The organism is Xanthomonas cucurbitae (assembly GCF_002939885.1).
Taxonomy (GTDB): domain Bacteria; phylum Pseudomonadota; class Gammaproteobacteria; order Xanthomonadales; family Xanthomonadaceae; genus Xanthomonas; species Xanthomonas cucurbitae.
The window spans coordinates 66,986-89,347 of sequence record NZ_MDED01000010.1; the positions used below are offsets into that span (position 1 = coordinate 66,986).

At 65.3% G+C, this 22,362-nt stretch carries 20 protein-coding genes; 10 read left to right on the forward strand and 10 right to left on the reverse strand.

The genetic code is table 11. The features are described 5' to 3' along the window. Nucleotides 1-5 precede the first annotated feature (5 nt). From msuE to XcuCFBP2542_RS07435, 3 genes are all read left to right on the forward strand, one after another. The gene (msuE, locus tag XcuCFBP2542_RS07425) at nucleotides 6-599 is read left to right on the forward strand and encodes an FMN reductase (protein ID WP_104602958.1); all 594 of its coding nucleotides are present in this window, start codon (nucleotides 6-8) and stop codon (nucleotides 597-599) included. 155 nt (nucleotides 600-754) lie between these two features. After that, nucleotides 755-1,738, forward strand: a complete 984-nt coding sequence (locus XcuCFBP2542_RS07430) for a DUF1852 domain-containing protein (protein ID WP_104602959.1) — start codon at nucleotides 755-757, stop codon at nucleotides 1,736-1,738. Nucleotides 1,739-1,766: 28 nt separating this feature from the next. Then, a complete protein-coding gene (locus XcuCFBP2542_RS07435; RefSeq protein ID WP_104602960.1) occupies nucleotides 1,767-2,795 on the forward strand; it encodes a methionine synthase in 1,029 nt (342 codons plus the stop codon). 150 nt (nucleotides 2,796-2,945) lie between these two features. Here the strand turns inward: XcuCFBP2542_RS07435 and XcuCFBP2542_RS07440 are convergent, their stop codons facing one another. Both XcuCFBP2542_RS07440 and XcuCFBP2542_RS07445 read right to left on the reverse strand, forming a co-directional pair. Further along, nucleotides 2,946-4,388, reverse strand: a complete 1,443-nt coding sequence (locus tag XcuCFBP2542_RS07440; protein ID WP_104602961.1) for an OprO/OprP family phosphate-selective porin — start codon at nucleotides 4,386-4,388, stop codon at nucleotides 2,946-2,948. Nucleotides 4,389-4,830: 442 nt separating this feature from the next. Continuing rightward, the gene (locus XcuCFBP2542_RS07445) at nucleotides 4,831-5,718 is read right to left on the reverse strand and encodes an NmrA family NAD(P)-binding protein (RefSeq protein ID WP_104603008.1); all 888 of its coding nucleotides are present in this window, start codon (nucleotides 5,716-5,718) and stop codon (nucleotides 4,831-4,833) included. Nucleotides 5,719-5,853: 135 nt separating this feature from the next. On the opposite strand from XcuCFBP2542_RS07445, the gene XcuCFBP2542_RS07450 reads away from it, so the two are divergent. The 3 genes from XcuCFBP2542_RS07450 (at nucleotide 5,854) to XcuCFBP2542_RS07460 (ending at nucleotide 7,785) form a co-directional block, all read left to right on the forward strand. Then, nucleotides 5,854-6,285: a winged helix-turn-helix transcriptional regulator gene (locus XcuCFBP2542_RS07450; protein ID WP_104602962.1), complete on the forward strand. Its 432-nt coding sequence runs from the start codon at nucleotides 5,854-5,856 to the stop codon at nucleotides 6,283-6,285. 364 nt (nucleotides 6,286-6,649) lie between these two features. Continuing rightward, entirely contained in the window at nucleotides 6,650-7,120 is a 471-nt protein-coding gene (locus XcuCFBP2542_RS07455) for an SCO family protein (protein WP_223214389.1), read from the forward strand. 83 nt (nucleotides 7,121-7,203) lie between these two features. Further along, on the forward strand, nucleotides 7,204-7,785 hold the full coding sequence (locus tag XcuCFBP2542_RS07460) for a copper chaperone PCu(A)C (RefSeq protein ID WP_104602964.1): 582 nt from the start codon (nucleotides 7,204-7,206) through the stop codon (nucleotides 7,783-7,785). 158 nt (nucleotides 7,786-7,943) lie between these two features. Here the strand turns inward: XcuCFBP2542_RS07460 and XcuCFBP2542_RS07465 are convergent, their stop codons facing one another. From XcuCFBP2542_RS07465 to XcuCFBP2542_RS07510, 8 genes are all read right to left on the reverse strand, one after another. Next, complete coding sequence (locus XcuCFBP2542_RS07465) at nucleotides 7,944-10,079, reverse strand: TonB-dependent receptor (RefSeq protein WP_104602965.1); 2,136 nt, start codon at nucleotides 10,077-10,079, stop codon at nucleotides 7,944-7,946. 482 nt (nucleotides 10,080-10,561) lie between these two features. Further along, complete coding sequence (locus tag XcuCFBP2542_RS07475) at nucleotides 10,562-11,269, reverse strand: superoxide dismutase (protein WP_104602966.1); 708 nt, start codon at nucleotides 11,267-11,269, stop codon at nucleotides 10,562-10,564. 68 nt (nucleotides 11,270-11,337) lie between these two features. Beyond that, the gene (locus XcuCFBP2542_RS07480) at nucleotides 11,338-12,783 is read right to left on the reverse strand and encodes a PepSY-associated TM helix domain-containing protein (protein WP_425478011.1); all 1,446 of its coding nucleotides are present in this window, start codon (nucleotides 12,781-12,783) and stop codon (nucleotides 11,338-11,340) included. Between the two features lie 310 nt (nucleotides 12,784-13,093). Beyond that, entirely contained in the window at nucleotides 13,094-13,594 is a 501-nt protein-coding gene (locus tag XcuCFBP2542_RS07485; protein WP_249027624.1) for a DUF2946 family protein, read from the reverse strand. 192 nt (nucleotides 13,595-13,786) lie between these two features. Beyond that, nucleotides 13,787-14,122, reverse strand: a complete 336-nt coding sequence (locus tag XcuCFBP2542_RS07490) for a hypothetical protein (protein ID WP_104602967.1) — start codon at nucleotides 14,120-14,122, stop codon at nucleotides 13,787-13,789. Nucleotides 14,123-14,135: 13 nt separating this feature from the next. Beyond that, entirely contained in the window at nucleotides 14,136-14,390 is a 255-nt protein-coding gene (locus XcuCFBP2542_RS07495; protein ID WP_104602968.1) for a hypothetical protein, read from the reverse strand. Between the two features lie 234 nt (nucleotides 14,391-14,624). Continuing rightward, entirely contained in the window at nucleotides 14,625-16,463 is a 1,839-nt protein-coding gene (gene ilvD / locus XcuCFBP2542_RS07500; protein WP_104602969.1) for a dihydroxy-acid dehydratase, read from the reverse strand. A 351-nt stretch (nucleotides 16,464-16,814) separates the two neighbouring features. Next, entirely contained in the window at nucleotides 16,815-17,357 is a 543-nt protein-coding gene (locus tag XcuCFBP2542_RS07510; RefSeq protein WP_104603013.1) for a gamma carbonic anhydrase family protein, read from the reverse strand. Nucleotides 17,358-17,778: 421 nt separating this feature from the next. On the opposite strand from XcuCFBP2542_RS07510, the gene XcuCFBP2542_RS07515 reads away from it, so the two are divergent. From XcuCFBP2542_RS07515 to XcuCFBP2542_RS07530, 4 genes are all read left to right on the forward strand, one after another. Continuing rightward, the gene (locus tag XcuCFBP2542_RS07515; RefSeq protein WP_104602970.1) at nucleotides 17,779-19,089 is read left to right on the forward strand and encodes an MFS transporter; all 1,311 of its coding nucleotides are present in this window, start codon (nucleotides 17,779-17,781) and stop codon (nucleotides 19,087-19,089) included. Between the two features lie 128 nt (nucleotides 19,090-19,217). Continuing rightward, a complete protein-coding gene (locus tag XcuCFBP2542_RS07520) occupies nucleotides 19,218-20,441 on the forward strand; it encodes a cyclic di-GMP phosphodiesterase (RefSeq protein ID WP_104603014.1) in 1,224 nt (407 codons plus the stop codon). A gap of 454 nt (nucleotides 20,442-20,895) precedes the next feature. Then, nucleotides 20,896-21,381 (forward strand): MarR family winged helix-turn-helix transcriptional regulator, encoded by a 486-nt coding sequence (locus XcuCFBP2542_RS07525; RefSeq protein ID WP_104602971.1) that lies wholly within the window; start codon nucleotides 20,896-20,898, stop codon nucleotides 21,379-21,381. Nucleotides 21,382-21,556: 175 nt separating this feature from the next. After that, complete coding sequence (locus XcuCFBP2542_RS07530; protein WP_104602972.1) at nucleotides 21,557-22,324, forward strand: coniferyl-alcohol dehydrogenase; 768 nt, start codon at nucleotides 21,557-21,559, stop codon at nucleotides 22,322-22,324. The last annotated feature ends 38 nt before the right edge of the window (nucleotides 22,325-22,362 follow it).

Sequence of the window (22,362 nt, forward strand, 5' to 3'; positions counted from 1 at the left end):
CCTGCATGACTGTCACCCCGCCACCTCCACTTCGCGTCGTTGCCGTCTCTGGCGGGCTGCAGCGTCCCTCCAAGGCCGCCGCGCTGGCACACCACCTGATGGCCCTGATCGGCGACGAAGTCCCGTGCGCGCCGCATCTGGTCGAACTCGGAGCGTTGGCACCGCACTTTGCCGGCGCGCTCTGGCGCTCGCAGGTACATGAAACGGTAGAGCAGGAACTTGCCGCCGTAGAGCAGGCCGACGTGCTGGTGGTGGCAACGCCGGTGTATCGCGGCTCGTTCACCGGGCTGTTCAAGCACTTCTTTGACTTCATCCGCCAGGACGCCCTCGTCGACATCCCGGTATTGCTGGCAGCGACCGGCGGCAGCGAACGCCATGCCTTGGTGATCGACCATCAACTGCGGCCGCTTTTCAGTTTTTTCCAGGCGCGCACGTTGCCGCTGGGCATCTATGCGACCGACCGGGATTTCCTGGACTACCGCGTGCACAACGAGGCACTGGCGGAGCGGGCCAGGTTGGCGGTGCAGCGGGCACTGCCGCTGATCGCGTTGACGCGGCAGGCGCGCACCAGCACCGCAACCGCAGTGGCCGCCGCTTGAGCGCCATCGGCTGCACGGCGGGCCACCCGCGCTTGCCGCGAGAGGATGCGTTGGGGCGTGCCTGCCGATCCAGCGTCCAGGCGCGCATCCAGCCGGCACCCATCGCTGCGCCGCAGGGCGCGCGTCTCACCCAAAGAAACAAGGCGTCCGTTGCAATGACTCAGGAATTCACCTTCACCATCAAAAGCCTCCGGTTTGACGAGGACTACCAGCCCGCAGCCACGACGCGCAACACCACCAACTTCGCCAACCTGGCCAGAGGGCAGCGTCGTCAGGAGAATCTGCGCAACACGCTGGCGATGATCAACAACCGCTTCAACGATCTGGCGCATTGGGACAACCCCGCGCGTGATCGCTACGTGGTCGGGCTCGACATCATCTCTGCCGAGATGCATATCGGTGGTCATCACGCCGGTGAGGCTTTTCCGTTGATCGAGATATTGAAGCCCCACATCGTCGATCACCACACCGGTGCGCGCATCGACGGCATTGCAGGGAATAATTTTTCATCCTACGTGCGCGACTACGATTTCAGCGTGTTGCTGCCAGCGCACAATCAGGACAGCTCCGCTTTCAACATTCCCGAGGATTTTGGCAGCCTGCACGGCAGGCTGTTCAAGCACTTCGTGCACTCCGATGCCTATGCTGCGCGCTTCGACAAGCCGCCGGTCATCTGTATCAGCGTCTCCACCAGCAGAACCTATCACCGCACCGGAAACCAGCACCCCATCTTGGGTATCGAGTACAGGCAGGATGCGTTTTCGCTGACAGATCAGTATTTCGAAAAGATGGGCCTGCAGGTGCGCTACTTCATGCCACCGAACAGCGTTGCCCCGTTGGCGTTTTACTTCTTCGGCGACCTGCTTGGTGACTACAGCAACCTGGAGCTGGTCGGCACCATCAGCACGATGGAAACCTTCCAGAAGATTTACCGGCCAGAAATCTACAACGCCAATTCTGCAGCCGGTGCGATCTATCAGCCGAGCCTGAAACATCAGGATTATTCGTCCACCCAGATCGTCTACGACAGAGAAGAGCGTAGCCAGCTCGCCGTGACTCAGGGCAAATTCACCGAAGAGCACTTCATCCGGCCCTACGGCAACCTGCTTGCGCAATGGGCGTCCCGCCACGCTTCCTGACCAACCCCAAGGCAAGACATCACTCATCATGAATCAGCTGCTCCCCACCTCAACTGCCGGCAGCCTGCCCAAGCCGTCCTGGCTTGCGCAACCGGAAACACTCTGGTCGCCCTGGAAACTGCAGGACGACGCACTGATCGAAGGCAAGCAGGACGCCTTGCGCCTGTCGCTGCAGGAACAGCAGCATGCCGGCATCGACATCGTGAGCGACGGCGAGCAGACCCGCCAGCATTTCGTGACCACCTTCATCGAACACCTCAGCGGTGTCGATTTCCAGAAGCGCGAGACGGTCAGGATTCGCGACCGCTACGACGCGAGCGTGCCGACCGTGGTTGGCGCGGTGAGTCGCCCGAAATCGGTGTTTGTGGACGATGCGAAATTCCTGCGCCAGCAAACCCGCCAGCCCATCAAGTGGGCGCTGCCCGGTCCCATGACCATGATCGATACGCTCTTTGACGCGCACTACAAGAGCCGTGAAAAGCTGGCCTGGGAATTTGCCAAGATCCTCAATCAGGAAGCCAGGGAACTCGAAGCCGCTGGCGTGGACATCATCCAGTTCGACGAGCCGGCCTTCAATGTCTTCTTCGACGAGGTCAATGACTGGGGTGTTGCGACCCTTGAGCGCGCGGTCGAAGGACTCACCTGCGAGACCGCCGTCCACATCTGCTACGGCTACGGCATCAAGGCCAATACCGACTGGAAGCAGACCCTGGGGTCGGAGTGGCGCCAGTACGAAGCGTCGTTCCCCAAGTTGCAGGCATCCAGCATCGATATCATCTCGCTGGAGTGCCACAACTCGCACGTGCCGATCGATCTGATCGAACTGGTGCGCGGCAAGAAAGTCATGGTCGGCGCCATCGACGTGGCCAGCACGACGATCGAAACACCCCAGGACGTGGCCGACACCCTGCGCAAGGCGCTGCGGTTTGTCGATGCCGACAAGCTCTACCCGTCCACCAACTGCGGCATGGCGCCGCTTGCCCGCCATGTCGCACGCGGCAAGCTCCAGGCGCTCAGTGCCGGCGCGCAGATCGTGCGGGCAGAGCTGTTGGCTTGACGGGCCAGCAAGACGGTTGCGCAGCGGCACTTGGTCGCAAGCCAATGCCGCCGCCGATCAGCGGCGGTCCTGGCGCAGTGGATCTGGCGACGCACTCACGCACAAGCCCCGGAAAACCGGGGCTTGTGCATTTTCCATCATGTCGAAGGATCAGTAATTGACTTGCAACTGCACCCGCAGCAAGTCGCCTTCCACCACCGGGTAGGGTGCGGTGGTGACATCGGTGCGCTTCATCTTCGAATACGCGAACACCAGTTCCAGCGCATCCATCGGCTGCCATTCAACACCGGCCTCCACCTCGTCCAGCTGCATGCGCGGTGCATTGGTGTCGAACTTGGAGCCGCCACGGTAGGTCTGCCACTTGAGATAGGGCAACAACGTGCCGTAATTGAAGTCGTGCTTGAACATCGCCTGGACGTACCCACCACTCAGCGAGCGGGTGCGGATACGGCGCTGTTCCACGTCCAGTTCGGGGCCGCGGCCCACCGTCCACTCGGCCTGCAGGCCGAACGGTTGCGGGTAATAGATGATGTGCGCGGCCACGCGCTGATCGGTATAGCCGTCTGGATCGGTGATGGCCGGAGTGAAGTTGCGCCCGCCGATGTTCACCGCTGCCGCGCTTGGCACGAAGCGGCCGGAATAGGCGTCTGCACCCACTTCCAGGTATTGCCCGTTGGCGAACTTGAACGGGTAGGTGGCGTGCACCACTGCATGCATGCTGTCGTTGCGTTCTGGACGGTTGGCGCCCTGGCCGTTGTACACGCCCGCACCCAGCACGCCGTAGTCGCCCGAGCCCTTCAGGCCGGACTTGACCAGATCCTGGAAGCGGCCCTTGGCCACGGTGGGGCTGTAGTAGAACACCGCGCCCAGATCGCGTTCGTCACGCAGGCCGGAATTGAGCGCATCGGCGCGGTCCAGGGTCAGGCGGTTCTGGCTGGACTGCAGGTTTTCCCAGCCGTAAGGCATTTTCGACTGGCCCACCCGCACGCGGTACTCGCGCTGCTTGTCGAAGTAGATGTCCGCGTACGCATCGCGCAGCTGGGCGAAGTTGGTGGTATTGGTGCCGGCCGGCGTGCTGGCAAAGTCCGGCTGGAAGTACAGCGAGACGTACTCGTTGAGATCGCCGCTCAACACCAGGCGCGCACGCCGGATGCCCAGGCTCTGGTCGTTGCCGATAAAGCGGTCGCCCGGTGCACGCAGGTCCTGCGCATCGCCGCCAATGCCATGGTTGTAGCGAATCTGGGTGTAGCCACGCAGGCTGAGCTTGTCGTACCACTTCTTGGGCGCATCGCTCGGCTTGGCCGCTGCTGCCGGTACTGGTGCCGGCACGGTGGCTGCCTGTGCGACGGCGGTTTCCGCTGTGCCTGGCACCGCCGGCGGCGGTGCAGGGGCGGCCGGCAACGCCGAGGCCGGCAGCTTGCCGCTGTCGTCCACCTGCACGAATTTGCCCAGTTTGTCGCGCCCGGGCGCCGGCTCGGCGAAGATCTGCTTGGTCTTGCGGTCGACGTACAGCTCCAGCTCGGCGGCAGCGATGCTGCCGCTGGCGGTAACGCCCAGGGCGCACAGAACAGTGGCGAGATTGCGTTTTTTCATTGGTCCGGCTCGTACAAGGGAAACGGGTCGGCGGCTGCGTCGCGCCGGCGCTGCACCGGTGGCGGCGAGCAAGGCGGCAAAGCGCCGGCCCCGGCGCCCGGTCTTCCTGACGTAGCGGCAATGGCGCTAGTTATATTTAGATTTCATGTCAGTTTGGTGACATCGGTAGGGCAGTCAGGTGTGGCCCTTGCGACAGTAGCGTGTCGGCGCGATGGCAGTGATGCGACCGAGGCGAGGCGAGCCCATCTGCGCGCAGGGGGCAGCGGGCTGCTGGCGCCCTGGCGCACGCCGGCGGCCCTGTGAAGGACGCATCGGCAGGTCCCGAGGGGCCTGCCGATGCCTGTCCGTGGCCCGTTTGCTCGTGGACATGGTGTGCCACCCATGTCGTGCGGGTGGCCGTTGATACGTGCCGGCGTATCGACTGCGCGGCACTGCGCCCAGCTCAGCCCAGCTCGGCGTGTCGCAATCCTGTTGCCACCGCCTCGCGCAGCGGCGTGGTCGGGCGGCCGATCAGGCGGCTCAGGGTACGACTGTCGTCGAACAGGCTGCCGCCGCGCGAGGACGCCGAGCACTGCGCCAGTGCCTGCGCAAACCCGGCCGGCAAGCCAACCTGCACCAGCGCCGCCGCGTAGTCGGCTTCGGCAAGGTCGTGATACGCCACCGGCTTGCCCGACTGCCGAGCCACCTCGGCGGCGTACTCGGCCATCGTAAAGGCCGTATCGCCGGCCAACTCGTAGACCTGCCCGGCCTGCGGTGCATCGGAGGCCAGTACCGCTGCGGCGGCTGCGGCATAGTCGGCACGCGTGGCGGCGCTGATCCTGCCATCGCCCGAGCTGCCCATCGCCCCGCCGTGTTCCACTTCGGCCGCGATGGAGCCGGTGTAGTTCTCGGTATACCAGCCGTTACGCAGCAACACATGCGGCACGCCGCTGTCGCGCAGCAGCGCCTCGGTGGCGACATGTTCCTCGGCCAACGACAGCGTGCTGGTATCGGCGTGCAGGATGCTGGTGTAGGCGAGCAATTCCACGCCGGCGCGCTTGGCCGCCTCGATCACATGGCGATGCTGCGGCACACGGGCGCCGACGGCATTGGACGACACCAGCAGCACCCGGCCGACGCCTGCAAACGCCTGGTCCAGGCTGTGCGGGTTGGCGTAGTCGGCCTGACGCACCGTGATGTCGCGTTTTGCGAACCCCGCAAGTGACGCTGTATCGCGCGCCGTTGCTACGATGCGGCTGGCAGGCACGCGCTCAAGCAGCGCATCGACGACCAGCGCGCCCAGTTGCCCGCTGGCGCCGGTGACAAGGATCAGGGGGGAAGTAACTGCCATGGTGCGCTCCAATAGGTTTAGAAGTGAGATTTGGTCTAAAATTTAGACTGCGTGGTTTGCGAGCCTATTGTCATGACCGCGCGTCCCTTCGCAAGGAGGCAGATTTATTCCCCCTGGTTACCATGAGATACCCTCGTGAACGCGATTGCCTTGTTCCCGCCACCGCCGTCCCTTGAAGGCCCGTTCGACGCCACCAAGTGCCCGGTTCGCGATGTGCTTGACCAGATCGGCGACAAGTGGACCTTGCTGATCCTGTTGACGCTGGTCCCTGGCCCGTCCCGTTTCAGCGTCATCCAGCGCGCGGTCCCGGACATCTCCAAGCGGATGCTCACCCAGACCCTGCGGAATCTGGAACGCAACGGCATGATTACGCGCAAGGTCTATGCGACCAAACCGCCTAGCGTTGAATATGCACTGTCCAAGCTCGGCGTCGCGTTGCTTGGCCCGGTGTCGCAACTGCTCAACTGGGCGGGCGAACACCATGCCGACATCTGTGCCGCGCGCGAGCGGTTCGATCGCGCGCAGCACGCGGCTACTGCATTGGATGCCGAGGACGCGCTGGCGTGAGGGCCTGGCCGTTGCGTGTGTGGTTGCAGCCAGCGTGGTCGTCTTGTAGATGTGTGTCTTTGATCCAACCCATTTGCGCCTCAAGCACACTGTGATCTGGCAGGCGCAAGGCTCACGGCGCAGTGGGCGGGTGGATGTCTGTGCATGACCGCATGCCCGGCTACAATGGCCGGATATGCAGAACAGGCAGGCATCCACGCCCATGCGGCTGTCCTCAGGCGAACGTTCATTGCGCAGGTCTGCGCAACATCCCATGCAGGATCTCTTGCGACATGTAGCGACCGCAATGGCCATCCTGTGCCTGCTGTGCGGGTGCAGCCGGCCACCCCTGCATGGCGCTGATCTGGGCGCGATGGGGCGCGGAGTGAGCGTGTATCTGAAGGACACCGACGGTCGCCCGCGGCCATCGCAGAGCTTTCGCGGCAAGGTGCTGGTGCTGTTCTTCGGCTTCACCCGTTGCCCGGAAATCTGCCCCACCACGCTGGTACGCGCGGTGCAGATCAAGCGCCAGCTCGGCGAGGACGCACGCGACGTGCAGTTCGCGTTCGCCACGCTGGACCCGGAAAGAGATACCCCACAGGTGCTGCGCACCTATGTGCACGCCTTCGACCCGGACTTCGTGGGTTTGACCGGCACCGAGAACGAGGTCAAGGCCGCCGCCGCGCAGCTCAATGTGGTCTACGTCAAGGTGCCGATCGGCAACACCTACACCATCGACCACTCCACGCGCAGTTTCGTCTTCGACCGTACAGGCCAGTTGCGCGTTGGCCTGGCGCATGCACAGAGCGTCGAAGACTGCGTTGCCGATATTCGACAGGTGCTGGAGAACCACTGACGCTGCTGTCCGAACCTCTCACCCCGACGCCTGCCCGTCACCATGCGGCGGGTCTTTCCATCATGAGCCAGAGGTAGTCCGCCATGAAAACGCACGCCCTGTTGTTCGTCACTGCGACACTTGCGCTGACAGCCTGTCAGCCTGCCAGCGATCATGCTGGCCGCGACGGTTCGACAGCATCCGTGTCGGCACCGGCACCGGCACCGGCACCGGCACCGACATCGACATCGACATCGACACCACCGGCCGCCAACGCGGCCGTGCAGGTCGACCATGCCTGGTCGCGTGCCACCCCGCCGGGTGCCGCAGTGGGCGGTGGCTACCTGACCCTGCGCAATCACGCCAAGGCGGCAGACCGGCTGTTGAAAGTGGAGTCGGCCGCCAGCGCGCGGGTGGAGATCCATGAAATGCGCATGGAGGGCGATGTCATGAAGATGCGCCAGCTGGACAATGGCCTGGAATTGCCGGCCGGCCAGGCCGTCACCCTGGCACCGGGTGGCAACCATCTGATGTTCATCGAACTGCATTCGCCATTGGTTGCTGGCACGCCAATCGAAGCGACCCTGCGCTTCGAGCATGCACCCAGTGTGACCGTGCGCTTCGATGTCCTGCCCATGGGAGCGGATGCACCGGGCGCAGATGCATCCATGCAGCATCATCATTGAGGTCAGACCGCCCCGGCGTCAGGCGGCGCCGGGGCGAACTTGCGTGTCGGCTGCGTGCATTCGGCGCCGCTGCGATCGCGCAACTGTACGACCATGGACAGGCCGACGCCCAACCTGCGGTCACGCGCACTCACGATGCGTGAGTGCGCGCAAGGCGATCAGAACCGATGGTCCACGGTGAACTCCACGCGTCGATCCGCGCCCAGGAACCACTGGGTGTCGGTGTAGTAGGCCGTCTCGTAGAACACCTTGTCGAAGACGTTGAACACGCGTGCGGTCAGGCGGGTTGCGGGGCGCGCCTGCCAGGTCAAGGACACGTCCGTGGAGCTGTAACCCGGTAGCTCCAGGCGGTTGGCGTTATCGGCGTAGCGCTTGCCGACATAGCGCACGCCGGTGCCGGCACTCCAGCGCGGGGCAAACTCCCAGCTCACCCATGCATTGGCCAGCCGCTCGGCGACGTTCGGCGGCACGTTGCCGTCGCGCGAGACCGCCATGGCCGGCGTGCCGGTGGTTTCCAGGAAATCTGCGAACTCGGCCTTGAGCACAGTGGCGTTGAGATCCAGCGACCACGCCGGAGTGAACGCCCAGTTCAACGCGGCCTCCAGCCCCTTGGAGGTCTGTGCGCCGATCTGGCGCTGACGCGCTGGATCGAGCGGATCGCGGCTGAGCAGCCCGGTCTTGCGGATCCGGTAGGCGGCCAGGGTCCACTCGCCGCGGTCAAAACCCTGCTTGAAACCCACTTCCACCTGCCTGCCCCTGGACAGGTCGAACGCCGCGTTGCCGGGGCTTAGCATCAGCAGACCGCTGACCGGATCCGATGCCTGCGAAAACTGCGCGTAGAAACTCGCGCCGGGTTGCACTGCAAACACGCTTCCCACACGCCAGCCGGTGTTGGAATAGGTCTTGGAGAATGTCTTCTGCCCGATGAGCAGGTCGTTGCGCTGAATCGTTGCACGGTCGTGACGCAGGCCAGCCAGGACCGACCACCGCTCCGTGAGGGCCAGGCGGTCTTCGACGAACAGCGCGGATTGTTCGGCATTGTTGCGATACCTGGGCAGCGTGGGCGCATCGCTGACGAACAGCCCTGGCACCGGTCGAAACGGATCCACCGGACCAGAGCTGCCCGAATAGGTGTTGTTGATGTGCTTGAAGTGGGCACGGTTGGCATCCAGGCCTACCGCCAGGGTGTTGGCCATCTCCCCGATGGCGCTGCGCAAGCGCAGCGTGGAGGTCAGGCCGGTCTGGTCCTGGCGATGGGTGATCTGCGTATTGTCGGACCGGTCGATGAGGCCGCTGGCAGGGTTGTAGACATAGCCTTCGGCGTTGCGCCACTCCCGCCGGCTATCGACCTGGTACAGGCGAGTGCGCCACTCCACTGCCTCGCTGGGTGTCCACACTGCATCCAGTTGGCTCCAGCGATCCCGAAAGCGGATGAGGCTGTCTGACACGTTGTAATTCTTGCGACGCAACGCCGCACGTTGCCGGCCATCGATCAGCGGAGTGCCGAAGTAGCGCATCGGGCGCTGGTCGCCTTCGGCATGGGTCAGCGTCAATTGCAGGTCGGGGCGGGCCTGCCACAGTAGCGCCGCGGAGAGGGTGGCATTGCCGTTGTAGCCGCGATCCACCCAGCCGCTGCTGTAGTTGCCGCTGACATCCAGCCGATAGGCCAGCGTGGGGCTCAACCCGCCACCGCTGCCCACGCCCAGCCTGGCCGTGTCCTGGCTGCCCACGGTGGCCTGCAGCGCGTTCTCTATCGTGCCCAGGTGGGGGCGCTTGGGCACGATGTTGACCACGCCGCCGATGGCCCCGTCGCCGTAGATCACCGAGGCCGGCCCGCGCAGCACTTCGATCCGCTCGATCGACCAGGTATCGAACGGGAAGGTGACACCCACGCCCCCGTATTGGCGGATGCCATCGTACAGCCGCATGACCGATGCACTATCGGTGAAGCCACGGCTGGACAGCGCACTCAGGCCATTGCCGGGATGCGGCATGGGGCTGATCGCGCCCGCGCGGCGGATGGCATCGTTGAGGTTGGCATCGCCGCGCGCGCTCAGCTGCGCGCGCGCGATCACGGTGAGACTGGCTGGCGTGTCGAGCACGCTCAAGGCAAGTGCAGAACCGGTGGTGCTGGTATCGGCCAGCGTGCCGACGCTGGCGTCGACAACGCGGATCGTGTCCAGCGTGGTGGGCGTGGCGCGTTCCTGGGCGAATGCGGCAGCCGGATGCAGCAGGAGTGAAGCGATGGCCAGGGCGAGTCGCCCCGGATGCAGGATCAAGGGAACGCAGGACATGGAAGATTCCAGACAATGAAGCGCTGAAGTGCGCGGGCAGACGTCGTGAAACGACTACGCCATCACTGGAGGGCCACGGGGACGATGCGCCGCGCTGTGGGCGAACCGCGGTGCGCAGAGCGCGAATGCTTCGCTGCAGGAATCAGGGCAGGCGGGAGCTGCGCCGTGCAATGTCCAGTCATGCGGGGTGAGCAGCAATGCCGCCAGGACGCAGTGTTCGCACGCGGCCTCGTGCGGCAGCGCGTGATCTGCAGCGCCCGATGGCTGCCTTGGTGGGCCGTAAGCCCAGTCCAACGGCAGGCCGGCCACCAGATGCCCACCTCGGCACATCGCCTGCGCTGCGGCATGCCCGGGTGCAGATTGCATCCAATGGCTGACGGCCGGCGCGCCAGCCAGCAGCAAGGCCGACAGAACGGCCAGGCTGCGGAAGACGGTGGCGAACAGGCTGCGCGCAGGCATGGGCGGTTGCAGGCGGCGAAGGGTCAAGGCTGGGTAGTGGCTGCCTCAAGGCGAGCGTTGACCTGGTTCCAGTTGACCAGCGGCCACCACGCCTTGATGTAGTCCGCGCGCTTGTTCTGATAATGCAGGTAGTACGCGTGCTCCCACACGTCCAGTGCCAATAGCGGCGTACCGCGCTCGGACACCACGTCCATCAGTGGATTGTCCTGGTTGGGCGTGGTGGTGATCGCCAACGCACCATCCGGCTTGAGGATCAGCCAGGCCCAGCCCGAGCCGAAGAGCTTGGTCGCCACCTCGGAGAACCTGGCCTGGAAGGCGGCTTCAGAGCCGAAGGACTGGACCAGCCTTGCCTTCAGTGCGGGTGATGCCGTACCGCCTTGTCCAATAGGTGCCATGAGGGTCCAGAACAGGCTGTGGTTGTAATGCCCACCGGCGTTGTTTCGCACCGCTGCGTCGTAGCGGGAGATATGCGCCTGGATGTCTTCCAGCGATGTATCCGACAGGACGGGGTAGTCCTTGACCTTGGCGTTGAGGTTGTCCACGTAGGCCTTGTGATGGCGCGCATGGTGGATCTCCATCGTCTCGGCGTCGATGGCCGGTTCCAGTGCGTTGGTCGCATACGGCAGGGCAGGCAGGGAGAACGGCGCCGTGGCCGCCTCGCTTGCAGATACGTTGCCGGCAAACGTCAGCAGTGCGCTCAGGCCCAGTGTCTTCAGGGAACGGTAGTTCATGCGGTCTTGCCTCCAGTAAGGGAAGGAGCTGTGTGATTGCCCCGACAGGGGGCGTGGAACGATCGACATCAGGAACCGACCTGGCGGCGCCAGCCCTGCGTGGCGAGAAAATCCAGTGCACCCACCATCAGCAGCGACAGGCCGACCAGGGGAAACAGCACCCCGCCAATGCACAACAAGGCGAAGACAGCGAGGACGCTGCGGCCTTGCCTGGGCAGTGGCGGCACGCCCAGCCCGCCGAGCGGGCGGCGCTTCCACCACATCACCGCGCCGCTGACGCATAGCAGCACAATTCCTGCGCAGGCCACCACAAAAAACAACCGATTGGCCGTGCCGTATTCCTGGCCCAGATGCACATTGATGCCCCACTCCAGGCCACGGCCGAGCGGCCCATAGTCGTGGTAACCCATGTCCAGCAAGACCTTGCCGCTGTATTGATCCAGGTGCATCACGCGTTGCTGGTCCAGGGCCTCCGGGTAGACCGATGCCGTATAGACGCCCATCCGGCCCTGCGGCAGGCTGACGCTGTAGCCGGGGGCCAGGCCTGCGGCCGCGAAATGCTGCATGGCCGCATCGATGCCGATGGCGCCGGGCTGGGGGGATAGCTTCGCCAGTGCCGCCGTGCCAGGACCGTCGTGTCCCTGGTGGCCGTCGTGTTGCGGTGGAGCGGCGTGCGGCGGTACCTGCGAGGTCGGCAGCTGCGCCTGTTGCATCGACCAGGTGGGGGTGGTGGTGTCAGCCAGCCGCTGTTGCGACATGGGGAGATTCACGCGCACCCCCGCGGGATAGCCGTCGTTGTGACCGTTGGCCCACGCATTGACCTGCTTGCCCCACACCACCGACCAGGGCATGCCGGTGATGCACAGGAACAGCAGCACCAAGCCCACCCAGACCCCGGTGACTGCATGCAGGTCGCGCCAGAACAGCCGTTGCCGTGGACGTCCACGCACGCTGGTGACACCGCCTTGTTGCCCGCGCGGCCACCACAGGTAGATCCCGGTCAGCACCAGCAGGATGGCCCACCCGGCAGCGATCTCGATCAACGCACTGGCGTAGTCTCCCAGCAGGTCCAGGCTGTGCAGGCGGCGCACGATGCCGGAAAACGTGCCTTTCTCCGGCAGCTGGCCCAGGATCCTGGACGACCACGGATTGACGTAATAGACGGTGCGCCGACCGTCTGCTGCGAGCACGCCGATCTCGATACTGCCGTCGGCACGCTCGGGCGTGGTGTAGCGGAACGCATGGCCGGGGGCCGCTGCCTCCACGGCCGCGATGTTGGCGCTGGGCAGCGCCCTTGGTGAAGCAGTGGCAATAGCGACCTTCAAATCGTGGTGGACCCAACGGTCGATCGGCTTCTGATAGAGATAGACCGCACCGGTGAGGGCCAGCCAAGCAATGAGCGGCAGCACGAACAGGCCCGCATAGAAGTGCCACCGCCACACCGCGCGGTAGAAGCGCAAGCGGTCGACGGGGCGCGCTTCAGTGGTGAGGTTCACGTCAGACCTCCCTTGTATAGGTCACGCACAAGGCACTGCGATTATCGGCTGTGCAGCCCGAGCAATCGCTGTCATTCCAGACAAGCAGGGTGCAACGATGGCGCCCCTTGTCCAGTGGCAAGCTCGTACAGGTGTAGCTGCCGAGGCGGCGGTCGGCACTTGAGCCGGTGCAGTGAGGAGCCGTGTCATTCATGGTCGCAGCAAACAGCGCCGCCCCGCCGCATGGGCGAGGAGCGAAAAGGGTGCGGGAATGCGCAAACGAATCCGATCACGTCGTGATCGGATTGCGGCGACACAACAGATCGCCCCGGAAGTGCGGGGCGCGCGATCAGGCGGACAGCGGAGGTCCGCGTGCGCCCAGATGGCCGGCATGAACCAGCACAAGCCGGCCAACGACCGCTGGCAGACGATGGCGAGGCGACACCCATGTCAGCAGCACCAGCAGCACCGCAACCAACAGGCTGAGCAGGCGCGCTGCCATCAGGCAATAGTCGCAGTCGGCCGCCATCTCGTGGCCGGCATGCCGGTCAGCCACGGGCAGGTCGGGCAGGGTCGTCGATAGGTGGTGGTGTGCGTGCCCCTGTTGGACCTGCGCAGCAGGCAGCGCCGCGCCATCGTGCGTGTGCGGTGCGCCAGCATGCAGATGCGCGTGGCCAGTGCCACCGCCTGCCGGCTCCTCCTGCGGAGCTGGCGTCAGCGCAACCGCCGCAGTGGGTGCCGCGTGTGCGCCGTGCAAGATCCAGCGGCTCACCAGCGGCGCGCAGACGATCAGCACCATCGCCAGCGAAGCCAGCAGGCACAAGCTGCGGTGGAAGGGGACGGTGTGCACGAGTGCCATTGTAGGGAATGTGGAGCAACTTCCCACCGCTCGACAACCAGGACTTCGGTGCGACCACTTGCCGCAGCCTGGATTCAATCCGGAGCCGGCTAGTCTGCGTAGCCCCTGACAACGGCGATGCCTTACCGAACGCAGGCGCTCTGGCGCTGCAATCGCCCAGGCTTGCAACGCCGCTTCGCGTGGCTAGGCCTTGCCGTCAGGCTTCGGGCGCAAGGCGACAACGCTGCCGGTACTGGAGGCCTTGACGCTCTTTGTCGAGGCTGGCTGGAGAAAGCCTGGTGCGACCGTCCAACGCCGGCCATCGTCGGTCAGCACGGACACCGACTTCTTGTTGTACCGAGTGATGACGCCAAAGATTGGGCCGCGCAGGTCCGGCTCGAACGTGACGCGATCACCGATGCTGAAGCGCAGCATGGTTGCATGATCCCGCGCACTCTGTAAAAACCGCAGTCTTTCAACCACCCGGTGATTGAGGTCGACCAGCTCGGCTTCGGTCAATGTATCGATGTTGATGCTCATGGCGACGGTCGCATTACTGATCGCTGTCACTGGGAGAGCCAATGAGCGACGCTATACCCTCATCGGCAATGGTGCGCAGCGCCTCATCCAGCGCGGCCTGGTCTGTCGCAAACAACGCGTCCCACACGGTGGAATTGTCGAATTCATCCACGGCCTCAAGGGTCCACTCGGTATCGACGCCGCGATAGATCTCCAGGCGAACGCAATGCCCTTGATCGGTGATTGTTTGGCGAAGCGGAGACATGACAAGTTGGAAGTCGTGATTCATCTGGATATCTCGGTTGCCTGACGTCTACTGCAACGCTCGAGTGCGCGGTGTGGTGCCTAGTATCGGCAATCGCCCTACATTTGGAAACGGCAGTTTCCTGCACACAAGCGACCAGCTGTCTGATCGCGCCAGGCGAGCAGAACGTCGATGCTGGCGCTGTCGTCCAACCTTGTGAGCAGGCAGATGGGTTACATCGGTGAAGATGAAGGCGCAATGGCCCATGGTCTCGCTGTCTCACCCATCCAGCAGCGCCTTGTCGCGTACCGCGCCCTTGTCCGCACTGGTCGCCAGCAGCGCATACGCCTTCAGCGCGGTGGTGACCTTGCGTGGACGCAGCTCGACTGGTTTCCACCCCTTGGCATCCTGCGCGGCGCGGCGGGTGGCGAGTTCTGCCTCGGACACCAGCAGGTTGATGCCACGTTGCGGGATGTCGATGCGGATGCGGTCGCCGTCGCGGACCAGGCCGATCGCACCGCCTGCAGCGGCTTCTGGCGACGCATGGCCGATCGACAGGCCCGAGGTGCCGCCGGAGAAGCGGCCGTCGGTGAGCAGGGCGCACTGCTTGCCCAGGCCTTTGGATTTCAGGTAACTGGTGGGGTAGAGCATTTCCTGCATGCCCGGGCCGCCCTTGGGGCCTTCGTAGCGGATGACCACGACGTCGCCGGCGACCACCTCGTCGGCCAGGATGCCCTTGACCGCCGCATCCTGGCTCTCGTAGACGCGGGCGTTGCCTTCGAAGACGTGGATGGATTCGTCCACGCCGGCGGTTTTCACCACGCAGCCGTCGCGGGCGATATTGCCGTACAGCACGGCCAGGCCGCCTTCTTGCGAGAACGCATGCGCCACATCGCGGATGCAGCCTTCGCTGCGGTCGGCATCCAGCGTGTCCCAGCGCGTGGCCTGGCTGAAGGCGATCTGCGTCGGAATTCCGGCCGGGCCGGCCTTGTAGAACGTGTGCACGTTCTCGTCGTCAGTCCGGGTGATGTCCCATTGCGCGATGGCATCGGCGAGGGTGCGCGCATGCACGGTGGCGGCGTGGGTGTGCAGCAAGCCGCCGCGTGCCAGCTCGCCAAGAATGGCCATGATGCCGCCGGCGCGATGCACGTCTTCGATATGGTATTTCGGCGTATTCGGCGCCACCTTGCACAGCTGCGGCACGCGTTTGGACAGGCGGTCGATATCGCGCATGCCAAACGGCACCTCGCCTTCCTGCGCGGCGGCGAGCAGGTGCAGGATGGTGTTGGTGGAACCGCCCATGGCGATATCCAGCGTCATCGCGTTTTCGAACGCTTCGAAGGTGGCGATGCCGCGCGGCAAGGCAGTGGGATCTTCGCCGCCATACCAGCGGTGGCACAGTTCCACCGCCACACGGCCGGCGCGCAGGAACAATTGTTCGCGGTCGGCGTGCGTGGCCACCACGGTGCCGTTGCCCGGCAGCGACAGCCCCAGCGCTTCGGTCAGGCAGTTCATCGAATTGGCGGTGAACATGCCCGAGCACGAGCCACAGGTGGGGCAGGCGCTGCGTTCGAACTCGGCCACTTTTTCGTCGGAGGCGCTGTCGTCGGCGGCGATCACCATCGCATCGATCAAGTCGAGCTTATGTTCGGCCAGCTTGGTCTTGCCGGCTTCCATCGGGCCGCCGGAGACGAGTACGGTCGGGATGTTGAGCCGCAGCGCGGCCATCAACATGCCGGGGGTGATCTTGTCGCAATTGGAAATGCACACCAGCGCATCGGCGCAATGTGCGTTGACCATGTATTCGACCGAATCGGCGATGATTTCGCGGCTGGGCAGCGAATACAGCATGCCGTCATGGCCCATCGCGATACCGTCGTCCACCGCGATGGTGTCGAACTCCTTGGCGACCCCGCCGACACGCTCGATCTCGCGCGCGACCAGCTGTCCGAGATCTTTGAGGTGCACATGCCCGGGCACGAACTGGGTGAACGAATTGGCGATGGCGATGATGGGCTTGTGGAAATCGCCATCCTGCATGCCGGTGGCACGCCAGAGTGCGCGTGCGCCAGCCATGTTGCGGCCGTGGGTGGACGTCTTGGAGCGGTATTCGGGCATGGCAGATTCGACGACAAAGGCGAGCGGTGGCTGGCAATTAGACCGCGCCAGGACTGTTACTGCTGCAACCGTCAGCGTTGCGATCCGGCGAGCGGCCACCGTAGCACTCGCCGCCGCACGCTGTCGTGGTCGCGGCGTTCGCCGAAGCCGTGGCCAGGCTTCAGCCAGCGTGCGGCGCTGGACCCGCAACTGGGCTGCCGCTTGTTCGGCTCGCCGAAGCGGCCGGCCGTCTGCAGCAACCTGCGGCCTTCGCCGCGGATGTGCGGCAGCTCGCGCGGCCAGGCGTTGCGCGTGCTCGCTGCGCTGGAGCATGCAACCCGGCCTTGACGGCAGGCCGTTGCGCGGCCGCGATCAACCGCCGTGCATCCCCAGATACTGGTCCTTGAGCCGCACATAATGCTGGGCGGAGTAATGCAGGCTTTCGATTTCCTTGTCGCTGAGCGTGCGTGCCAGGCGGGCCGGATTGCCCAGCCACAACTCGGCCTCGCCAACCACCTTGCCCGGGCCGACCACTGCACCGGCGCCGACAAAACCGTAGCGTTTGACGGTGGCACCATCGAGCACGCAAGCGCCCATGCCGATCAGGCACAGGTCCTCGATGGTGCAGGCATGCAGAATGGTGCCGTGGCCCACAGTGACGTCGGCACCGATCACGGTCGGGTAGCCGGCCTGGTTGAACGGGCTGTGGTGGCTGACATGAATGATGGTGCCGTCCTGCACATTGGTGCGTGCGCCGATCTGCACATGATTGACGTCGCCGCGGATCACCGTGCCGGGCCACACCGACACATCGTCGCCCAGGCTCACCTTACCGATGATGGTGCAGGCCGGGTCGATATAGACGCGTGCGCCCAGTTGCGGGGCGTGGTCCAGGAAGGAACGAATCGCGGTCACGGCAATCTCCGGCAGGTCAGCGTGCTGCCCAGTGCAGGCACACACGCATGATACCCGTGCGGTCGGCGCGCTCGGCTGCAGGCGATAGCCGGATCGCACGATGCCTTCTTGCTTCGCCAATGCAATGGCGGCCGGCCATGCGATTGCGGCAGAAGCCTGCTGCATCGTGGCCGCATGGCAGCAGCAGACCCTTGCCGATGTGGACCGATCCGCGCGCACCCATCGGGCGAACGCTGCCGTGCGTTCGATAAACGCACGGCAGCGTTCGAAAGTGCCTTGAAGCGCCGGCGCATTCGCCCTAGCGTGCCTGCCGTGGTGTGCAGCAATGCGTATGCCCGTTGCAGTGCGTGCCGCGGCGGTACGGCGAGCCCGCAACCGCTGCGCGTCGTGCTCCCTTCCGTCACCCGCACAGGAACATTCCATGTCGCACAGTACTTCCGCAGCCGGGCACTTCGCGCTGCAGCACATGACGCCATTCCAGTGGAGGGCGGTGGCGGTGTGCGTGGTGCTGACCATGCTCGACGGCTTCGATGTGATGGCGATGGCGTTCACTGCACCGCATGTCTCGGCGCAGTGGCAGCTGTCGGGCAAGCTGCTGGGAATCCTCTTCAGTGCGGGGCTGGTCGGCATGGCGATGGGGTCGTTGCTGCTCGCACCCCTGGCCGATCGGATCGGACGTCGCGCGCTGACATTGATCTGCCTGGCGATCCTGACCGTGGGCATGGGCGCCTCGGCGCTGGCGATCGATGCCTGGCAGCTGGCCGCCCTGCGCGCCTTCACCGGCCTGGGAATCGGCGGCATGCTGGCCTGCGTGGCGGTCACCGCAGCCGAGTACTCGAACGCGCGCTGGCGGACCACCGCCACGGTGCTGCAAGCCACGGGCTATCCGCTCGGCGCCACGCTGGGCGGCGCGATCGCGGGACTGCTGCTGCAGCAGTGGTCCTGGCAGGCGGTGTTCGTGCTCGGTGCGGTCGGCTCGTTGCTCTGCGTGCCGCTGGTGCTGGCGCTGCTGCCCGAATCGCTGGAGTTCCTGGTCGTACGCCGACGGCCGGATGCATTGGCGCGCTTCAATGCCGCACTGGCGCGCATGGGGATGCCGCCGCAGGAGACGCTACCGCTGCCGCCGCCACGGGCATCCGGTCAGGGGCACGGGTATGTGGCGTTGTTCGTGGAGGGGCTGTGGCGGCGGTCGTTGCTGATCGCGCTGGCATTTTTCCTGCTGATGTTCACGTTCTACTTCGTGATGAGCTGGACCCCCAAATTGCTGGTGGCTGCAGGCCTGTCGGCGGCGCAGGGATTGGCCGGCGGCGTGTTGCTGAACCTGGGAGGCATTGCCGGGGGCACGGTGTTCGGTTGGCTGGCCTTGCGCGCGCGGCTGTCGCGGCTGACCGTCGCGGCGCTGTTGCTGTCGGCACTGGCACTGCTGGCATTCGGCGTGTACAGCACGGTGTTGAGCCGGGCGTTCGTGGCCGCGCTCCTGACCGGTGCCGCCATGACGGCGGCGATGGGTGGGTTGTATGCGGTTGCCCCGGTCGTCTTCGATGCAGCGGTGCGCTCCACCGGCCTGGGCTGGGCGATCGGGGTGGGGCGCCTGGGCGCCATCGCCTCGCCCCTATGCGCTGGGGTCCTGCTGGACGCGGGTTGGTCCCCGGCGGCGCTGTACCTGGCGTGCGCGGTGCCGGTGCTGCTTGCTGCCGCAGCGGTGCTGGCGATGCGCCTGCCGGTGCGCTGAACCGCCGCGCGCGCGGGCGCCGGTGTGCGCAGTGACCGACCAAAGAAAACACCCCACCTGCCGATAACCGGGAAGACCGCCATGTCCGTGGCGGCTTCTTCCTGGACATCGTGCACACCGGCGCCGGCATGCTCAGAACCATCGACTCCGACCAACTGCGGCCCGGCATGTATGTCTACAAGTTGCTGGGTGCGTGGGTGCACCATCCATTCTGGAAAACGTCCTTCCTGGTCGATTCCGAGGATGTGGACAGGATCCATTCCAGTCGCATCGAACAACTGGTGATCGACACCGCGCGCGGCCTGGATGTGGAGAGCGGGGCGCAGCCCGTCCAGGAGCCGGTGGAGCAGGCGCCTGCCGCCATGCCGGAGCCGCCGTCCACCCGCACCGCCCGTACCAATGGCGTGACCGCGCAGGTCGGCATCGAGGCCGAAGTGGTGCGTGCGCGGCGCATCGTCGAAGATGGCCGCGACACGGTGGAGGCGATGTTCCGCGACGTGCGGCTCGGGCGCACCGTCGACACCGAGGCGGCGATGCCGTTGGTGGAAGCCATCAACGCCTCGGTCCTGCGCCACCCGCAGGCCTTGATTAGCGTGGCGCGGCTCAAGACCGCCGATGACTACACCTATCTGCATTCGATGGCCGTGGCCGGGTTGATGAGCGGATTGGGCCGGCAGCTTGGCCTGCCGGAGGCACAGGTGGTGGAGGCGGCCATGGGTGGCCTGCTGCACGACATGGGCAAGGCGGTGACGCCGCTGGACATTCTCAACAAACCCGGGCGGCTCACCAGCGAAGAGATGGAGGTCATGCGCCAGCATCCGCTGGATGGCCACCGCCTGCTGCTGGCCGGCGGCGTGCAGAATGCGGTGGTGCTGGAAATCGCACTGCATCACCACGAGAAGATGGACGGCAGCGGGTATCCGAATGGCCTGGTCGGTGAGGGCATCTCGCTGATGTCACGGATGGGCGCGGTGTGCGATGTGTACGATGCGATCAGCTCCGACCGTCCCTACAAGCGCGGCTGGGATCCGGCCGAATCGCTCAAGCAGATGGCCTCCTGGAAGGGCCACTTCGATCCAGTGATCTTCCAGGCTTTCGTCCGCCGGCTCGGCATCTACCCGGTCGGCTCGCTGGTGCGTCTGGAGTCGCAGAAGCTGGCCGTAGTGATCGAGCAGGCGCCCGGCGCCCTGCTCAAGCCGAAGGTGCGGGTGTTCTACTCGGCCAGGCTGCGCAGCCACGTGCTGCTGCAGGACATCGACCTGTCGCGGCCGGAGTGCCAGGACCGCATTGTGCAGATGGAAAGCCCCGCCGACTGGGGCTTCCGCGATCTAGAGAAACTCTGGTTGCCCTGAGCGGGCATGGGGCTGGCCGCCATGCAGCGGCGCCAGGCGGTCGCCGGCGTTCGCGTACCTCGCTCCAGCCGTGCCGTACACACCACAGGCGCCTGAACCGTCCGCCGTCAGCGAGCGCGACCATGTTGCGTTGCAGCTTGGCAATGTAGTTATGATCGATAACTATTCCATGACGTAATCAATTGCCGATACTCCCCCATGTCCAAGCCGTGCCTGGATCCCTGCCGTGTCTCGCATGCCGTCGTGCTGGCGCAGCGCGTGTGGGCGGGGTCACGCGCTGGTAGCCAGCGCGGAAATGGGGCGCCTGTGCACAACCTACCTGCACCGGTGGCAGGCTCATCCACCGCGCGCTGTCGGGTGGCGTCTACAATCGGGCGCACGCCGGGGATCGGCGTTGCGGAAGCGGCGCAGCGCGCGCAACGCTCCGCCAGCTGCCTTTGTTGCGAGAATCGCCATGTCTGCCACCGCCGCTGTCCTCCCATTGCCCGACGCCATCACCGAAGTGGATCAGGCGCGTCTGCTCCGGCTGTTGGGCTATCGCATCACCCGCACCGAGTTGATGGTGCGGCGGATGTTTCAGGAGTGCGTGGCCGCGTTCGACCTGAAGCCGGTGGACTTCTCGCTGTTGATGCTGGTGGATGGCAATCCCGGCATCAACCAGCGGCAGATCGGCGATGTGTTGCACGTATCGCCGCCCAACCTGGCGATCGTGGTGGCGCGGCTGGTCAAGCGCCGCCTGCTGCGGCAGGTACGTGGTCGCCAGGACCGGCGCATGCAGCATCTGTCGCTGACCGCTGCCGGCGTGGCCCTGCTTACCGAGGCCGAGGCGCAGGTGCTGCGTATGGAGCAGCAGCTCAGCGCCGCGCTCGGTTCCAGCGAGGCGCCATTGCTGCGCGCACTGCACCGTCTGGACCGTCTGGACCGTCCCACCCCGGCGTAAACCGCGCCGATCAGGCCCTGGCCGGGCCTTATTGCAGAACACCCATACCTGTGCTGCGCGCAGCTGCACGGTCGCCCGCCGCTGCGGGCGACAGCATCGCTGCCGGTCACATCTTCACTGGCAATCCCTTCCCGTGGTTCCGCGTCGGCGCAGCCGGCTTTTTCGGAGAGTGGCAATGACCTTGCAAAACAAGACGATCGTGGTGACTGGTGTGGCGTCGGGGATCGGCGCGGAGGTCGCGCGGCTGGCGCGGTTCCACGGCGCCACCGTGATCGGCGTGGATCGCACGCCGGTGCAGATGACCCTGCACGGCTTCCATCAGGCCGACCTCGGCGATCCGGCGTCCATCGATGCGCTGGTGCAGGCCTTGCCGGACCGCATCGACGCCCTGGCCAACGTGGCCGGCGTGCCCGGGACCGCGCCGCTGGACGTGGTGGCGCGCGTCAATTACCTGGGCCTGCGGCATCTCAGCCACGCGCTGTTGCCGCGCATCGCCTCCGGTGGCGCCATCATCAATGTGGCCTCCATCCTCGGCGCCGAGTGGCCACAGCGGCTGGATCTGCACAAGCAGCTGGCCGCCGCCGAGAGTTTCGAGGCCGGCAGCGCCTGGCTGGCCGCGCATCCGGTCGCGCACGACACCTGCTACCAATACTTCAAGGAAGCGCTGATCGTCTGGACCTTGCTGCAATCGCGGCCCTGGTTCGCCGAGCGCGGCGTACGCGTCAACAACGTCGCCCCCGGGCCGGTCTTTACCCCGATCCTTGGCGATTTCGTCACCATGCTCGGCGAAGAACGCGTCCAGGCCGATGCCAAGCGCATGACGCGCCCCGCCTACGCCGACGAAGTGGCCGAGGCGATCGTGTTCCTGGCCTCGGATGCGGCGCGCTGGATCAATGGCATCACCTTGCCGGTCGATGGCGGCTTGGCATCCACCACCCTGTAACGTCCTCACCCAACTTCCTCATCGTTTCAGCAGGAGAC

Bases quoted from the DNA above. Each gene is read 5' to 3' on its own strand.
- XcuCFBP2542_RS07430 (WP_104602959.1), top strand. From the start codon at position 755: ATGACTCAGGAATTCACCTTCACCATCAAAAGCCTCCGGTTTGACGAG.
- XcuCFBP2542_RS07490 (WP_104602967.1), bottom strand. From the start codon at position 14,122: ATGAGCATCAACATCGATACATTGACCGAAGCCGAGCTGGTCGACCTC.
- XcuCFBP2542_RS07520 (WP_104603014.1), top strand. From the start codon at position 19,218: ATGCTCAGAACCATCGACTCCGACCAACTGCGGCCCGGCATGTATGTC.
- XcuCFBP2542_RS07495 (WP_104602968.1), bottom strand. From the start codon at position 14,390: ATGAATCACGACTTCCAACTTGTCATGTCTCCGCTTCGCCAAACAATC.
- XcuCFBP2542_RS07460 (WP_104602964.1), top strand. From the start codon at position 7,204: ATGAAAACGCACGCCCTGTTGTTCGTCACTGCGACACTTGCGCTGACA.
- ilvD (WP_104602969.1), bottom strand. From the start codon at position 16,463: ATGCCCGAATACCGCTCCAAGACGTCCACCCACGGCCGCAACATGGCT.
- msuE (WP_104602958.1), top strand. From the start codon at position 6: ATGACTGTCACCCCGCCACCTCCACTTCGCGTCGTTGCCGTCTCTGGC.
- XcuCFBP2542_RS07530 (WP_104602972.1), top strand. From the start codon at position 21,557: ATGACCTTGCAAAACAAGACGATCGTGGTGACTGGTGTGGCGTCGGGG.
- XcuCFBP2542_RS07435 (WP_104602960.1), top strand. From the start codon at position 1,767: ATGAATCAGCTGCTCCCCACCTCAACTGCCGGCAGCCTGCCCAAGCCG.
- XcuCFBP2542_RS07515 (WP_104602970.1), top strand. From the start codon at position 17,779: ATGTCGCACAGTACTTCCGCAGCCGGGCACTTCGCGCTGCAGCACATG.
- XcuCFBP2542_RS07445 (WP_104603008.1), bottom strand. From the start codon at position 5,718: ATGGCAGTTACTTCCCCCCTGATCCTTGTCACCGGCGCCAGCGGGCAA.
- XcuCFBP2542_RS07475 (WP_104602966.1), bottom strand. From the start codon at position 11,269: ATGAACTACCGTTCCCTGAAGACACTGGGCCTGAGCGCACTGCTGACG.
- XcuCFBP2542_RS07465 (WP_104602965.1), bottom strand. From the start codon at position 10,079: ATGTCCTGCGTTCCCTTGATCCTGCATCCGGGGCGACTCGCCCTGGCC.
- XcuCFBP2542_RS07525 (WP_104602971.1), top strand. From the start codon at position 20,896: ATGTCTGCCACCGCCGCTGTCCTCCCATTGCCCGACGCCATCACCGAA.
- XcuCFBP2542_RS07440 (WP_104602961.1), bottom strand. From the start codon at position 4,388: ATGAAAAAACGCAATCTCGCCACTGTTCTGTGCGCCCTGGGCGTTACC.